Annotated in this window: 22 protein-coding genes; 1 reads left to right on the forward strand and 21 read right to left on the reverse strand. The window is 35.7% G+C overall.

The annotated features are described in order from the left end of the window. Positions 1 to 2: 2 nt before the first annotated feature. On the reverse strand, positions 3 to 602 hold the full coding sequence (locus JG738_RS00495) for a hypothetical protein (protein ID WP_201337853.1): 600 nt from the start codon (positions 600 to 602) through the stop codon (positions 3 to 5). A gap of 42 nt (positions 603 to 644) precedes the next feature. Then, positions 645 to 1,379: a hypothetical protein gene (locus tag JG738_RS00500; protein ID WP_201337854.1), complete on the reverse strand. Its 735-nt coding sequence runs from the start codon at positions 1,377 to 1,379 to the stop codon at positions 645 to 647. A 165-nt stretch (positions 1,380 to 1,544) separates the two neighbouring features. On the opposite strand from JG738_RS00500, the gene JG738_RS00505 reads away from it, so the two are divergent. Further along, the gene (locus tag JG738_RS00505; RefSeq protein WP_201337855.1) at positions 1,545 to 2,192 is read left to right on the forward strand and encodes an ankyrin repeat domain-containing protein; all 648 of its coding nucleotides are present in this window, start codon (positions 1,545 to 1,547) and stop codon (positions 2,190 to 2,192) included. 6 nt (positions 2,193 to 2,198) lie between these two features. Here the strand turns inward: JG738_RS00505 and JG738_RS00510 are convergent, their stop codons facing one another. From JG738_RS00510 to JG738_RS00600, 19 genes are all read right to left on the reverse strand, one after another. Further along, positions 2,199 to 3,590, reverse strand: coding sequence for a COG3014 family protein (locus tag JG738_RS00510; RefSeq protein WP_201337856.1), 1,392 nt, complete (start codon positions 3,588 to 3,590; stop codon positions 2,199 to 2,201). A 394-nt stretch (positions 3,591 to 3,984) separates the two neighbouring features. Continuing rightward, positions 3,985 to 5,268 (reverse strand): APC family permease, encoded by a 1,284-nt coding sequence (locus JG738_RS00515; protein ID WP_201337857.1) that lies wholly within the window; start codon positions 5,266 to 5,268, stop codon positions 3,985 to 3,987. Continuing rightward, a complete protein-coding gene (locus JG738_RS00520; RefSeq protein WP_201337858.1) occupies positions 5,258 to 5,575 on the reverse strand; it encodes a hypothetical protein in 318 nt (105 codons plus the stop codon). Before JG738_RS00520 ends, JG738_RS00515 begins: the two co-directional genes overlap by 11 nt. Position 5,576: 1 nt before the next feature. Further along, complete coding sequence (locus JG738_RS00525; protein ID WP_201337859.1) at positions 5,577 to 6,671, reverse strand: protoglobin domain-containing protein; 1,095 nt, start codon at positions 6,669 to 6,671, stop codon at positions 5,577 to 5,579. Next, positions 6,671 to 7,117 carry a Crp/Fnr family transcriptional regulator gene (locus tag JG738_RS00530; RefSeq protein WP_201337860.1) on the reverse strand — a complete coding sequence of 149 codons (447 nt, stop codon included), beginning with the start codon at positions 7,115 to 7,117 and terminating at the stop codon, positions 6,671 to 6,673. The genes JG738_RS00525 and JG738_RS00530 overlap by 1 nt, the downstream gene beginning before the upstream one ends. Further along, on the reverse strand, positions 7,098 to 8,198 hold the full coding sequence (locus JG738_RS00535; protein ID WP_201337861.1) for a potassium channel family protein: 1,101 nt from the start codon (positions 8,196 to 8,198) through the stop codon (positions 7,098 to 7,100). The genes JG738_RS00530 and JG738_RS00535 overlap by 20 nt, the downstream gene beginning before the upstream one ends. A 64-nt stretch (positions 8,199 to 8,262) precedes the next feature. Beyond that, positions 8,263 to 9,156: a cation diffusion facilitator family transporter gene (locus JG738_RS00540; RefSeq protein WP_201337862.1), complete on the reverse strand. Its 894-nt coding sequence runs from the start codon at positions 9,154 to 9,156 to the stop codon at positions 8,263 to 8,265. Continuing rightward, a complete protein-coding gene (locus tag JG738_RS00545) occupies positions 9,132 to 9,401 on the reverse strand; it encodes a hypothetical protein (RefSeq protein ID WP_201337863.1) in 270 nt (89 codons plus the stop codon). Before JG738_RS00545 ends, JG738_RS00540 begins: the two co-directional genes overlap by 25 nt. A gap of 9 nt (positions 9,402 to 9,410) precedes the next feature. Further along, complete coding sequence (locus JG738_RS00550) at positions 9,411 to 10,169, reverse strand: sulfite exporter TauE/SafE family protein (protein ID WP_201337864.1); 759 nt, start codon at positions 10,167 to 10,169, stop codon at positions 9,411 to 9,413. Positions 10,170 to 10,172: 3 nt separating this feature from the next. Then, on the reverse strand, positions 10,173 to 10,472 hold the full coding sequence (locus JG738_RS00555; RefSeq protein WP_201337865.1) for a hypothetical protein: 300 nt from the start codon (positions 10,470 to 10,472) through the stop codon (positions 10,173 to 10,175). An 89-nt stretch (positions 10,473 to 10,561) separates the two neighbouring features. Next, the gene (locus JG738_RS00560; protein WP_201337866.1) at positions 10,562 to 10,807 is read right to left on the reverse strand and encodes a DUF4282 domain-containing protein; all 246 of its coding nucleotides are present in this window, start codon (positions 10,805 to 10,807) and stop codon (positions 10,562 to 10,564) included. Then, a complete protein-coding gene (locus tag JG738_RS00565; RefSeq protein ID WP_201337867.1) occupies positions 10,800 to 11,183 on the reverse strand; it encodes a rhodanese-like domain-containing protein in 384 nt (127 codons plus the stop codon). Before JG738_RS00565 ends, JG738_RS00560 begins: the two co-directional genes overlap by 8 nt. Positions 11,184 to 11,288: 105 nt before the next feature. Further along, positions 11,289 to 12,491: a chromate efflux transporter gene (gene chrA / locus JG738_RS00570; RefSeq protein WP_201337868.1), complete on the reverse strand. Its 1,203-nt coding sequence runs from the start codon at positions 12,489 to 12,491 to the stop codon at positions 11,289 to 11,291. Then, positions 12,484 to 12,963 carry a permease gene (locus JG738_RS00575; protein WP_201337869.1) on the reverse strand — a complete coding sequence of 160 codons (480 nt, stop codon included), beginning with the start codon at positions 12,961 to 12,963 and terminating at the stop codon, positions 12,484 to 12,486. The genes chrA and JG738_RS00575 overlap by 8 nt, the downstream gene beginning before the upstream one ends. Continuing rightward, positions 12,960 to 13,373, reverse strand: coding sequence for a permease (locus JG738_RS00580; RefSeq protein WP_201337870.1), 414 nt, complete (start codon positions 13,371 to 13,373; stop codon positions 12,960 to 12,962). Before JG738_RS00580 ends, JG738_RS00575 begins: the two co-directional genes overlap by 4 nt. Beyond that, positions 13,374 to 13,805 carry an FAD-dependent oxidoreductase gene (locus tag JG738_RS00585; RefSeq protein WP_201337871.1) on the reverse strand — a complete coding sequence of 144 codons (432 nt, stop codon included), beginning with the start codon at positions 13,803 to 13,805 and terminating at the stop codon, positions 13,374 to 13,376. Then, on the reverse strand, positions 13,774 to 14,418 hold the full coding sequence (locus JG738_RS00590) for an FAD-binding oxidoreductase (protein ID WP_201337872.1): 645 nt from the start codon (positions 14,416 to 14,418) through the stop codon (positions 13,774 to 13,776). Before JG738_RS00590 ends, JG738_RS00585 begins: the two co-directional genes overlap by 32 nt. A gap of 36 nt (positions 14,419 to 14,454) precedes the next feature. Continuing rightward, positions 14,455 to 14,697 (reverse strand): hypothetical protein, encoded by a 243-nt coding sequence (locus JG738_RS00595; RefSeq protein WP_201337873.1) that lies wholly within the window; start codon positions 14,695 to 14,697, stop codon positions 14,455 to 14,457. Between the two features lie 189 nt (positions 14,698 to 14,886). Continuing rightward, positions 14,887 to 15,075 carry a hypothetical protein gene (locus tag JG738_RS00600; RefSeq protein WP_201337874.1) on the reverse strand — a complete coding sequence of 63 codons (189 nt, stop codon included), beginning with the start codon at positions 15,073 to 15,075 and terminating at the stop codon, positions 14,887 to 14,889. Position 15,076 lies beyond the last annotated feature (1 nt).

The following is a 15,076-nucleotide window of genomic DNA, read 5'->3' on the forward strand; positions in this document are numbered from 1 at the left end:
GTTTACTCTCCAATTTTGCTATTTTTTATTTGAACACTATTTATAATTTTTGATGGAAGTTTTTTTGATTTAATTTCAACACCGCTATTTAATTTCTCATTTGTATGAACATTTTTAATATCGACAATATTAACAACTTTTCTCACTTTTGCTTTTTTATCAATAACAACACCAATGTTTTTTTCCTTATTGTCATGTAAAGATGTAGAAGTGATATTTTTGATTTCAGTATAGTTATAGACTTCTCTCACTCTCTTTTTATCTTTTACTTCTACTCCTGCTTTTTGTAGATCACTTCTTTTTCTAATAATTTTAAATTTATATTTTTTAGGATTCCTCTTTGCTCTTTGCTTTATCATATTTCTATAATAGAGCTTATTGATTTTTTTATCTTTTCCAAAATTTTCAAATTCATCGTTAAAGTTTTTGCCATATTGAACTTGGGGATGGGAAGATGCTTCTGCTCCCATTTGTTTTATAATTTCTGAAGGTTTATTGTTTGTGTTATAAGATGTAGGATTTTGTTGTGAAATTGTTGCTTCACTAAAAGCAAAACAAAAAAAGGAAAAACCTGATATTATTAAAAGATTGAGTTTTTTCATTTTTTCCTTTCTTCATAGAGGTGGAAGAATCCACCTTCTATTTTAGTCTCCTAATTTGACTCCTGCATTCCCACGATTTTTTGAGTTGATTAATGTTGTATCATTTTTTATTGTGGAATTTTTTATATTTACATTTCTTCCTTTTGCTGAGATGCCGGCATTCCCACGATTTTCTGAATTAATCATCAATGTTTTATTTAAAAGTTTTGATTTTGTTATACCAACATTTCCACCCTTAGCTGAGATACCTGCATTCCCACCATAATTTTGAGAATTGACCATTGTAGTTTTATTTTTAATTGTGGAATTTTTTATCTTAATATTTCTTCCTTTTACAGAAATACCCGCATTTCCAGTGTTTGTTGAGTGAGTCATTTTTGTTTTATTTAATAGTTTTGATTTGTTCGTTATTTTTACATTTCCTCTCCCTTTCACTTCAATGCCTGCATTTCCTTTATTTGTCGATCCACTTCTCAATGTAGTTTCATTTTTGATTGTGGAATCTTTTATCTTAACATTTCTTCCTTTTACTGAAATACCTGCATTTCCGGTGTTTATTGATCTGTCTCTTATTATTGTTTTATTTTTTATTGTAGAGTCTTGTATCTTGACATTTTTCCCTTTTACTTCAATACCTGCATTTCCACTATTTTTTGAATTAAGAATTTCAGTTTTATTCAAAATTTTAGAGTCTTTTACCTCAACTTTATTGCTTAAAGCCAATAGCGAAGATGTAATTAAACTTACACTTACTATTCCAACAACTAACTTTTTCATCTTTCTATCCTTTTGTTTTATTGGCACTTCATAAATATTATAGAACATTTTATGTTAATTAAAGATTAAATGAATAAAATTTTATAAGGGATGTAATATTTCTGAAATAAATATTATTTTTTTATAGAAAGTTCTAAGATGAAATATAAATGCTATTTGCTTTTAATGATACTGTTATCAACACACCTCTATGCTTTCAGTGATAATATAGATGTGAATATTAATAGTGATCAAAATACCTCTATTTTTTATAGAGTAAGATATGACAATGAAAATAGTATATTGCAGTATGTAAAAAGTCACCTTTTTGTTTTAGATAAATATGATATCAATAGAAAAAATCTTTTGCACTATGCAGTTTTATATAAAAAATATAGATTATTGAGATTTTTAATCGATCAAAAAAAGAGTATCGCAATACAAGATGGAGCGGGCAATACACCTCTACATTTTGCAGTTATGAATAGAGATACTTATGCGATAAAACTTTTAATGCTTTCTCCATCTTTTGCGATAGCATTAAAATTAAAAAATGGAGACAATCTCACGCCCTTAGAAATTGCTGCGAAAAGGAACGATAAAAATATTGTGGATCTCTTACGATCATTTGGTACAGAAAATAATCAAGAGTGGATAGATTATGATAGTTTTAATGAGGATTTTGAAAAACAGAAGCAAAAACATAAAAAATTTTTTGAAAAGCTTCGAGAGAAGATCAAAAAAAAACATAATTCTCATATAGAGAGTTCACATGTTATAAAGGGCAGTAAAAATACAGGAAATATTGATATTCATTTAGGAGAGAGAAAGTAATTTCTCTCAAAAAGCTTGATAAGATACTATTGGTTCGCTCGATTTAGAAGGAATTGTGACAAATACAATATAATTTTTTGCACTATTTGTAAAAATTGAAGCAATGTGTTTTTTATCTGGAGTAAAAATATCAAGTTTTTCAGGAGTGTAGAGTCTTGCTACTTGAAACTCTTTTGGTAGTCGTTCCCACATTCTTGTATCTGCTTTATTCATGATGCCTTGATAAGCTGCACCTACTAGCCCGCCGAAGAAACCATATTTATCATGAAGCTGTTTTTGAATGACAGTTTGAACAATTGTTCTTGTTAGTGCCCGTGTCATGATAACAGGAAAGCGTTTTTTAAATTCTAGTTTGATAACTCTATCCATTGTTGCTATTTCTTTTGTCTTTTTTGTCCCATGGGGTGTTGTGACTTCAAGATATCTATATGCTTTTGGTCTCATCTTTAATGTTGGCAGAGCAATACCTGTATACAGTACCTTTTTTGATACTAGAAAAACAGGGACATCGATTTTCCACTCCTCTTTTTTTGGAGCAAGTCCGTTCAAAAAGATAACCCATGTATAATGTTTAGCTCTTTGCGTCAAAGAACCTTTCATTTTATCAGCTAATTCAAAATCTGCTTTGACATAGTCAGCACCTGCGTCTAGACCTTTTATCATTCCATAACACTCTTTTAGAAGGTCTGTAGCTTTGTCATAGTCTCCAATACTAAGGAAGTATATACCTGCAAGATAGCTGGTGAATGGATTGGTAAAATCTCTATAAGGTTTAAAGGCAAAAAGATTGGAGTATTTTTTTTCAATTGGACTAGTTGTTTCCTTTTTGATTTTAACATTTTGAAGCTTTTTCTTTTGTTCTTGCTGGAGTTTTTCTTTCTCTTTTCCGATCTCTTTGGCAAAAAACTCTTTTGCTCTATCTTCTCTTACTAAAGCTCTATTAAACTCTATTCTGGCATTTTGAAAATCTCTCATATTAATAAAATTGATAGCTTTATAGGTATTAACCATGATTTTTTCATAAATCTTTGGACGATAATCCATAAAGGTATCATTTGTGAGAGCTGCTCCTACACTACTTAGTACTTTTGAAGCTAAGATCTCTTCATCATATTTTTTTATTAAATCCTCTGCTTTATCGAAGTAAAAAACACTATCTTTGTACTCTTTAACATAATATCCTACTGTGCCAGCTTCATAATCCCAAAGAAGATCATCTGTTTTATTTTCATCGAGATATTTATCAAAAAGCTTTTTATATTCTAATTGAGTTGTAACGTGCTTTGTCTCTTGCATATGGGCAGAAGATTTTCCAAGATTTTTTACACTAGGAGCACATCCTGTAAAAAGGATTAAGATTATAATAGTAGGGAGCAAAACTGCTTTTTTATGAAACATGCAATTCCTTTTGAGTGCTATTATTGAAGGCTTGTTATCTTAAATTATAGTATACAAAAATAATATTATACTAACTTAAAAAATTTATACAGTTGTTTAATAGCAAAGCAGAAAGTGATAAATTTTGTAGCATCCATATCATTTCTTAGCACTGAATAAAATTTGAGCCTGTAAAATGTGTAACGAAAAACATTGAAGTGTTAATAAATAAATTATAATTTAATTTATTCATTATATAAATATAAATAAGTATGGAAAGTTAAAAAGGAGTATTATCAAAAGCAATGTTAAAAGATCTTTGGCAAAAAAGGATGAGAAGGGATAAATAGCTATATTTACAATCTATTCGCTCAAGCAAAGGTGTTCTACCACTTAAATGATGCTAAGACCTTTTTTATCTTTTTAGATGCTTTCTTTGTAAAATGTAATAAAATGTAAAACTTATAATGATAAGCCCATATATCATTGCAATATCAAAAAGCGTTTTTGGCTCATTTTCAAAAAGATAATAAATCATGAGACTTACTGTAATACTCATCAGAGCAATGGAAAGCAAAATGATTATTAAAGAAGAGTTTGTTTGTCTATAGAGCTTTGCATTCGCGATTGCTACAGCCAGAGAAACTAGTAAAAAAGTCATACTTGAAAATGCAATGATGCTATCCAAACTCCCATAGAGCACAAAGAGTGTAGCTAAAACGTACATAGACAAAAGAGCATGGGATGGAATTGTTTTAGCATTTTTATATGAGAGAATTGAGGGGAAGATCCCATCTTTTGCGATATCTGCCATCATACGACTAGCTCCAAAAAGTGTACCATTGATAGCACTGCTGGTTGCCAGCATCGCTGCAATGGAAGCCAGGACAAATCCCCATTCGCCAAGAATTGGTTTAAGTGCTTCAGCTATCGCGTACTCTTTTGCAGCTTTTATCTCCTGTGGTGTTAAGATTCCAATAACGGCAATAGCTAAAACCACATAGATGAGAGTGACAATAGTGATAGAAAGATAGATAGAAAGTGGTGTATTGCGATCGGGATTTTCGGTCTCAGCCACAGAATTGGTAATAAGCTGAAAACCTTCAAATGCCACAAAAACCAAAGCTGCACTCAAAAGGACTCCACTAAAGCTTTTATCAAATAAGGGTTGGAAATGGGAAGGATTGAGATAAAAAAGGCCAATTATTCCCATTGTCATCATAATGGCCACTTTAAAAAAGACGATAACATCTTCGCTCTCTCCCATCTCTTTGATACCTAAAAGATTGATCCACAAAAAAAGCGTCAAGATTCCAAAAGCAAGAAGTGAGCGTACAAGATAGTTGTCAGCATATCCAAGCATTGCAGCTCCATATGATCCGAAAGTATAAGCATAAAGTGCTAGTGTACCAATATATCCTACTATCACACTCCAACCTGTAATTGCTGCAATAGCTAGAGTTTTCGGAAAAGCGTATTTCAAATAGATGTAGCTTGCACCGTCAACTTTGTACGCAAGTGCCAATTTTGCATAGTTGTATCCTGCAAAAAGAGCGATGATACCTCCAATTACAAAGACTAAAACTGTTGCATGCCCTGCAATCTCATCGGCAACACCCATAACTGAAAAGATTCCGCCACCGATCATGCTCCCTATGCCGATGGCTACAAGCTCCTTGAGACCAAGCTTATCTCTCATCTTCTATAAGCCTTTCAAAAATCTGTGTCAGCTCCTCTGCACTCACAAGCCCTTCAGCCAAGATTTTGCCTTGCCACTCTAACGTTGGATCTTTTGCCACACCCTTTTCGATCGATTTTCTAGCATCCTTTTCATAGTGAATCTTTAATCGAAGCGGCAGATGTTTGACAGAGCAAACGAGCCTTTTGGCAAGTTTGAGCCGCTCCGTATCACTTCCATGGATTGTTACATCAAACAAAGGCCACTCTTTGTGCTCTGCATGAAGCATTTCCCCTTCTTTAAGGGGATAGCAATATTCTAAACTCATTTCATTCCTTGCTTTTGATATAGAGTGTCAACTTCATAGCTTCTGCCAACAGATCGATTGCCTCAATAACATAGAGTTTATTTACAACATCTCTTACTTTGATACAAAGAAAAAAGACATTCTCTTTAAAACTTATATATTTAACAATATCATAGCCTTCTTCCGGTTCACTCTCTAAAAACTCCAATGCTTCTATTGCCCATCCATAATTTTGGCTTAATAGCTTATATATATTGAGCTGGACAGTCTTTATCGTTAATGCTTTATCATTGGTAATACTTCTTGTATAAACAATATCGGTCATTGCCCGCATTGTAGCAAGAGAGCTTGTCAAAGAAAGATATGCTGTGACATTGATGTTATTGAGTGGCTTGATAATAGTGTTTTTCAGTGCCTGTAAATTCTTCTCATTTGGCTCATTGGAAAACTGTGTACAAAATCTTTTGATAGTTGATAGATGAAAACCAGCTTCTTCTAAAACATCTTTATACTCTTTGAGTTCTTCCAAACTCTTTTCAAAAAGCTCTTTTGCTTTTTTGTCTACTTTCAACTCTTCAAAAGAGCTTTTGCATCGAATATAGGCCATATGAAGGCTATTAACTGCAATAAAAAGATCATTTGCCCTGTAAGGAGACTCTGCTAACGTTTTTTGCGAAAAGTATTCTTCTTTCATGATCTCTTCTGATACTTTTAAATACTTGATTATGAGCTTGAGATAGGGCAAGATAGTAGGCTCTTTTTGTGAAAGCTCTAAAATGAGTTCACTCAGTATATGATAACCGTAAGAGAGCAAAATCGGATCGAGTCTGATGTGATAATGTGCAATGGCCACTTTTGCAATTTTGTTATAAAGCTCCTCATCAAAAGGTTTAGAGAGTAACTGAGCAACAAATTTGATCTGTTTTCTTTTGAGCTCGGGGATTCTCTCAACCGGAATGAATTTCGTAAATTCCTCTTTTTGCAAGAGCTTTTCGTAAAATTTGTCCATTATCTCATTCACATAAGGCTCTATCTTTTGTAACGCCTCTTTTCGCTTCTTTAGATCATCATCTTGCAGTTGGTATATCTCTTTAATAAGTTCAATTTTTGCATTCATCACAGCACCTCTTCTAGTGTTTTGTACATCTGAACAATTTTCTCATCGCTATTTCTTAAAAATTTAGCAAGAAGCAACGTTGCATTTTTCAAAACCTTTACACCAATTTCTGGATTTTTTTGACAAAAGGCAAAAAAATCCTTTTGAGAAACTTCCAAAATCACTGAATCTTTTTTAGCCTCTACAGTCGTTAAACTGTTACTTCTATCCACAAGGCAGGTCAGTGAAAAAAAGACACTGCTGTCACTGATCGTTGCAACCTCCATCTCTCCATCACTGGAGTGCTTTTTTACCAAAAGCTCGCCACTTTCTAACAAAAACCCTTTTTTTAAATGCTCACCTTCTTTTTTGATCGCCTGCCCTTTTGAAATCTCTTTTTTTGTAAAAATGGACAAAAAGCTTTGTTCCTCCTCTTCATTCAAACCTTCAAACAGCGGATTTTTCATGTTTTCTCTCCATTACGATTAATGCTGCAAACTCAGGAATAACAAGATTATCGTCAGGATTGATAACCACTTCCATCTCGACCTGATTTTTTTTGATTTTTGTGAGAAGCTTTTTATATTTTTCCACATCCCCTCCAAACTGCAGCTTTTTTAAGACAATTTTTTTCAGTTCACTCTCTGTTATATAGTTTTTTACGATGCCTATGAGTATCTCCCCTTTTTGCAAGCTATCCTCAAAAGCCTCTTTATAAGAGACTCCCTCATAGGAGTGTTTCGTTTGGATATGGATATTTTGTGTTCTAAGTAGCTTTCTGATAACCTTGGACATCCCAGGCTCTGTGACAGATTTTGAGAGTAAAAAGCGGTTATACTCTTCGCTCATAATAATTTCGTTGCATTTGCTTTTTATGAGATAGTTTTCATACTTTGGATCGATGATTTCTGCTGTAATATAGACATGTGGATTTAAGGAGCGAATCAAAATGACCGTCTCAAGCACCCTTGCATCGGCAAACTCATCATGCATATTGAGTATCATAACTTTATCGGCTCTTTCGATATGCGCCTCTTTCAAAACCGCTTCATCGTTGTATTCCCCTTGCGCCCATTTGAGATGATGCTCTTCAAGAAGATTTTTTAGTTCTGGTACAAGTTCAGGATAAACGATTACGATATTCTCCCCATAATGGGCTTTAAAACTTTGTAAAACCTCTATGCGAGGCGTTTTAAACCCGCAGATCACAAGGTGCTTGTTCAGTGAATCCAACATCTCATATTCCTTTTTTGAAGAGATTGTCAGGGCTACAAGTTTGCTCGTCATTGTCGCTGTAAATGCAGCAACTGCAATGACACCACCTACAATAATGATAATCGCTACAATTTTTCCAGCTGTACTATGGGGCACCACATCACCATATCCAACGGTAGTCGCCGTAACAATAGACCACCATAAACCATCAAAAAAATTTTTATAGGTTTGAGGCTCAAGCAACTCCATCAAAAAAGATGCAATAAATAAAAAGATGGTATAAAGAAGGATATAGAGCGTCGACAAATTAAGTTCTATTTTTAATCTTCTCAAAACCATCCTTTCAATAGCCACTTTAATAAACTATAACAAAGAAGATCTTTTGAATAGATAATTTTTAAGGCAATACTACAAGCTCCTTTGTATCATTTCTACGGTATTCTGGCTGCAGTGTCACATGGAAAATATGATATTTTTCTTTTAAAACTTTTTCTATTTTTTCCATCTTTTTCATCACCTCTTTTAGTTTAAGATCACTGCTAAAATCCACATGTGCCTCAAAAAAGAGATCATGGTCATTGAGTCTCCAGATGTGAATATGATGGATATTTTCGATTCCAGCTATTTGTGAAACGTCTTCGGCAATCTTTTGCAAATCTATCTCTTTGGGGGCAAACTGCATTAAGATAAAGACAGACTCTTTGATAATATCAAAAGAAGCCCAAATAAGATAAAAAGCTATGAAAATAGAGATAACTGGATCGATCCAGTAGATGTGCCACCACTGCATGAGTAACCCACCCACAACAACAGCCACTGAAGTAGCCACATCTGTTAAAAGATGCAAATAGGCTGCTTTTATGTTCATATTCTCATGGGCATCCTCTTTGACAAGAAAAACACTTAGACTATTTAAAACGATACTCAAACCCCCAAGCCATATAACCCACATGGAATCGATAGCTTCTGGGTGCAAAAATTTCCGCACCGCCTCAATAATCAAAAAAATGGCTATTGCCATCAATAAAGAGGCATTAAAAAGCGCTGCTATAATTTCAGCCCGTTTATAACCAAACGTTTTTGAGCTATCAGCCTCTCTTGCTGCCAAACGATTGGCTATCCATGCAACTACAAGGGAGAGCACATCGCTGAAGTTATGCATCGCATCGCTTAAAAGCGCCAAAGAACCAGAAAGAAATCCGCCAATGATTTGCGACAAAGTGATGATAATATTTAAAATGATCGTAATAAAAAGATTTTTACCACTTACTTCGTGATGGTGGTGCCCCATTTGCTTCCTTTGTGATTGCACTTTTTTGCTCGTATCACTTGAATCTCTTTAACTCTTTTTTCTAAATCGCTAAGCATCTCATATTGAGCCGAATCGGTATGCCCCAGTTTTTCCATCTGCTTTTTTCTCTCTTCAATCGTCTCAAGCCACTCATCGATCACCTCATCAGGAACGGTGCAATCCGTCGCCTCGTCCTTTTCATGCTCGACGATCCAGTCAGCAATTTTTTTCAATATATGTAACATACTCTATCCTTAAAAAGTGATATGCAGCAGTTTTGCTATCATCTTGGCTGCTACAATCAAAAGCAAAACACCAATAAGCTTTTTGACCTGTCCTGCTGTTAAATTATAGTGCATGATTCTATCACCTAAATACCCTCCCATAATCGCTGCAACGGTTACATCGGCTAAAAGGAGCCAATCCATCTTGACAAAACTAAGATATGTAGCAAAGGCGCCAAGAGTGGAAAAAGGAATCACAAAACTGATGGCATAGGCTGCTTTTTTTGCATCAAATCCCAGCAATATAAGCAGCGGCATGATAAGCGATCCACCGCCAACGCCTATCATCCCTGAAACAATCCCGACACTTCCTCCAATCACATAGAGTATCCACGCTTTATCATAAACTACTTTTGTTTCTCTATGACTAAAGAGCAATAAAAAAGCGCTGACAATCAAAAAGGCTACCAGCATCCATTCGATGATATCTTTTGGAACATATTGAGACAACCATGCCCCAATTGGAGTAGCGATCATAATGGATATCACCAAAGGAAGGGCGAATTTTATATCCAAAACACCTCGAAAAAAGTTCATGATTGAAGCTGTAATGGTAGAAGCTGAGTTGATAAAGAGCCCTATCGCCTTGGCAAGATTGAAAGGAAGTCCCATCATTGTAAAGGTTGGCACCAGTGCAATGGCAGAGCCCACGCCACCCATGGCAAAGAGGGTGGAAAGAGCAAAAGTAAGTAAAAAATATAGACCATAATGGATAAGCTCTGGGCTCATAATTTATCCATTTACCAAAACTGTCGTTTTATAAAAAGGCTCTATCGGTCCTTCTACGATATATGGCAATATTGAAAGCACATGATGGCAAAATTTTAGAGAATTTTTATAGTCATACATACCCTCCCCTATCCCAGGGAAAAGTTTGAGATTGGCTAGGTAATTGTGCCCCATCGTAGAATCCCCTACCATGTTTTTGAGTGAAAGTGACAAAAAGCCTCTTTTAACTTCTGCCATTGCAGAAGCCAAAGTCCGTCCACCCACCGCCAAAGCCGCATTTTTCATAAAATCTCGTCGTTTCATTGTTTTCCTTCTAACATTTGGTGCTTATGCATCTCATACAAGAGATCATGCATATCAAAATAGCCTATCATTGCTTCAAAGATCATCCGTCAGAAAAGCTCGGCACATAAAAAGAACCCCACAAACATCAAAATTGTCACAAACTTGCCTCTTTTGGAAAGCGAAGCATAGAGTGTGTGAAGTATATCGTTTAATGTTTTAGCAATTGAGATATTTTGGACAATCCAATGCCTTGCAATCCAAAGTACAAATGGCATAACAATTGCACCAATATAGTAAATGACTATCAATACATATTGAGTAATAAAGTGATTAAAAGATAAAACATCATACATCTTGTATACTTTCTATTATCTCTTTTGCTTTGTCACCTCTTAAAAATTCGACCACTTTGAGCAGTCCGTCCGTAAGATATCGTGCATTAAAGCCTTTGAGTGTAAGATAGAGCCTTGCAATTTCGGCTCTGTCATAGTGGGGACACATAGTCACAATTGTTTTGCTACTATCTAGCTCATTGAGTCTGTCTGGCAGCTCATTGAGTGGAATATGCAATCCAAATCCTACATGCCATGCCTCATACTCCTCCCTAAATCTGATATCAACAACTTGTGCTTCGTCTTTTTGTAAAAGCTCAAACATCTCTTCAAGCCCGATTTTCATAGCCTTTCGCTCATCATAATCAAAACTTTTCAGATATTCATCAAAATCCACTGCTTTCTCCTACTAATAAATTTTGTAACAAAGTCAAACAGACATATCTTGAAACACTGTTTGTTATATGATGCATTGCATCCATAAACTCTTGCCACTCTCTTCTTACTTAAAATACAGTATAAGCTTAGCCACAACACCGATTAAAAAGATCCATACAATATTTATTTTCCAGTATCGTACTGCCAAAAAAGCCCCAACCGCCCATATATAGGTTGCAGGATTTATGAGAGCAACTTTGCCCAGGCTTAATAGAACAAAAACAAGCATACCTGTAAACGCAGCCAATATCCCTTTTAAAGCACTACGAATCAGAGCCAACTTTTTGATCTTCTCATACACTTCACTCATAACAAGAGTATAAAAAAAAGAGGGATAAAACATGCCAACGGTAGCCAAAACGCTTCCCAAAACCCCACTGACTTTATAACCGATGAAAGTGGCGGTAATGAGGAAGGGTCCTGGCGTAATCTGACCAAAAGCTATTGCGTCTGCAAACTCTTTCAATGTCAGCCAGTGATGCGAAACTACCACTTCTTGCTGCAGTAGCGGCATTATGGTCATTCCGTTGCCAAAAGCCACTGCTCCCACTTTGAACATAGAAAAGAGCAGCTCTCCAGACTCGGTATGCCATATATATCCTGCTGCAAAAAGCAGTACAAAAATGGAACCTGCAAGAAAAATAGCTACCATACGCCACTGCCATTTGCCAGGAAATACCACTTCATACTCTTTTATGTTTTCATAATCCTTTTGAGAAGTTTTTAAAGAAAAAAAGAATAGTCCAAGTACTGCGGCAACTATGATAATCCAAAAGGCATTCATACCATACAGCATCAATATAAGCGCGATACCGGCTATCAGTGCAGTTTTGCCTCCATCAATATATCGGCTGGAAAAATCGATCGTTACTTGTAAAACAATCCCTACTACCATCGCCTCTATGGCAATAAAGATGGGATGAACCCATTCGATATGACCATATCGAAAATAGAGCCACGATAAGAGCAACATCAATAGATAAGATGGCAAAATAAAAAGAAAAGTAGCTAAAACAGCGCCAAAAAATCCTTTAATTCGATAGGCTGAATAGGTAGCCAGATTGACAAAAATGGGTCCAGGATAGAGCTGCACCATAGCCAGCCCCTCATCTATCTCTTCTTGACTCAGCCATCCTTTTCTTACGATAAGGTCTTTTAACTGCTGCAGCATCGCCATACTGTATGCAGTCAAACCCAAAAGAAAATATGCCCAACAAAGCTGCCAAAGGGTCGGAGTCTCTTTTTGGTTTACTGTTTTATCACTCATTTTCTATTCTTTCAACAATCATCCCTTGCAATAGGGCTCCTATGATTATGTATATATTCAACACTATTGTAAATGTTAGTCCAAAATAGTGCACCATCAATGGAAGCAGTGGCAGTTTCACAGCTCTTGCATAAAAAAAGAGGGCTATTAAAGAATCCCTTAGCCCTTTTTTCTTTAAATCATCTATCAAAGGATACCATGCATACATGGGACCGTGACTTAAAATCCCGGCAAACAGTGCTATGGTCCATGCTTTTATCCCGCCTTCACGGCTTAGATGTTTTGCCAATGTTTTCGGGTCGATAAAAAAGTTGATAAGGGCATTGATTAAAACGACAACGGCTAAAATAGGTGCGATTTTGATCAAAAGATGAAAAAACTCCTGCAAAGCCAAAATAGCTTTTTGAGGGAAAAAGAGAAAAAGCAACATATAGCTTGCAACGACGATGAGCAAAAACCATTTTCCCCTCATCCCAAAAGCTCCAGCGTCCAAACGGTAGCGATGGTAATCAAGAAGGTAAAAATAAAAGCCAAAATGTTTCTAAGAAGCATAAATCGAATGCCAAGTACGCTTGCTTCCAGTGGCAGCTGCACAATTCCAAGCGTAACCCATGCCAAAAGAAACGCCGTCACTCCATACATCGACACGCCACTTTCTAAAAGTTCCCCACCTAATATATAACTTATAATTGCCTGCCCAACGGCAATGGCTCCGGCAAAAAGACCAATGAAGGTATCATAAAATGGATTTTTAGTAAACAAAGATGCAAGCAGATCGGGAGTGATGAAAACTTTGAAAATGCCGACAACTCCGATAACCCCTAATAGCATCGGTAATATCTTGAAAAAACTTTTTAAAGATTGAGAGAGTGCTCTTTTCATCTATATCTCTGTATGTATTTTACTCTCGTCCACTCCATTTTTCATAAGCACTTTTTTAAACGTATCCAATGCTCCAAAAGGTCCTGCTATATAGTAATCCCTATCGGTATCAAAAATCTCTTCTAAAAAAGCCTCCAGTGCTCTTTTTTTGAAAAATTGTCCATGTTTTGGCAGTTTAAATGCAACATCATACTCTTTCGCCACCAAAATGGGTTTGAAATTTTTATATGTTTGGGCAAGCTCGTTAATCTCATCCAAATAGTAGAAATCTTTTGATCGGCTCACTCCCCAAAACAGTTTGATATCTCTATCTTGATCTTTTAAGAGTACTTCTCGTATCATTCCGATAAGCGGTGCAAGCCCTACACCAAGAGCCACGAAATAGAGTCTGTTTTGCGAATCACACAAACTTTCCGTACGGCCCTTTTGCAATGAGGGATTCCTCTCTTTTCAAGTCATTATAGGCATATTCGCTAAATCTTCCTCCTGGAACCCTTTTGACATGAAACTCGACATATCCGTCAGAGAAAGGAACATTTGCAACAGAATAGCTCCTTCCAAGCCAATTCTTACCCGGAATTTCAAGCTCCATATAACGCCCGGCTCGTATATTTTGCACATTTTCAAGATCACATCTTAAAATTGTCACATCACCTCTGATCTCTTTATCAACAATTTTTGCTTGCTCTTTTGGTGCTGGTTTTGCATCTTTGTATTCCAAAATATCTCTTCGAGTAAATAGATCATCTTCAACTGCGTGATGCTCATCGACTCTTTTTTCAAGATCTAAAACGACATCAAATGGCGGAAAAGATATGGCATCTACCGGGCAAGTATTATGGCAGGTGGTACATCCTACAAGACAGTTCAACGGATCATAGACAATCGATTTTTCGTTTTCAAAATCATATCTATACACAAGCCTGTTGCATCCTGTCACACATGTTGCACACCCTATACATCTCTCATGATCGACAGTGGGATGCCAATCTATCTCTTCTCTTGGTATTCCATGCCACGGTTTTAAAAATCTTGGATCTGGCATCTTTGACTCCTTTGTTTGTTTTCATATCTTCTCTTTTCAAAAAAGATCCTCAAATTTGTAATTTAAAAACAAAATGATTCCAATACCGCCTACAATACTTACAAGAGCACTCAACAGATCGTTATTTGGAAAAAGATACTTATCCATAAGCATCCAGCTTCCTCTCCAAAATGCCACTACACCAAAAGCTGCAGCTAATGCTGCTATACCTCTGAAGTGGAGATTAGTGTTTTTTCCTTTTTCATCATTTTGTTGACATATTCTTTTTTTCGATCGCATGCATAACCTTCTAAGCTATTATTTCAAAAGTTCTATAATCTCTTTTTTGGAAAGCACTCCGATATGACGATAGACCTCTTTTTTCTTTTCGTACAAAATCTGTGTTGGAATGAGCATAATTTGTAACTTTTTTGCTGCCTCTCGATTTTGTTCGATATTTAAAAAAAATATTTGAAAATCTGGATGCTCTTACTTAATGGTATAAAGCAGTTTTCCCATTTTTTGACAACTCAAGCAGTGGTCTGATCCAACTTCAACCAAAACCCGTTTTCCAGAAGCAATCGCTTTTTGAATTTCATTAAAAGGCGTAGATGGAAGCATTTTTGCATCTGCAAAAAGCGATAATGTAAAAAGAAGCACAAACAGTAGCTGTTTCATT

The organism is Nitratiruptor sp. YY08-26, assembly GCF_016593215.1.
Classification (GTDB): Bacteria; Campylobacterota; Campylobacteria; order Campylobacterales; family Nitratiruptoraceae; genus Nitratiruptor; species Nitratiruptor tergarcus.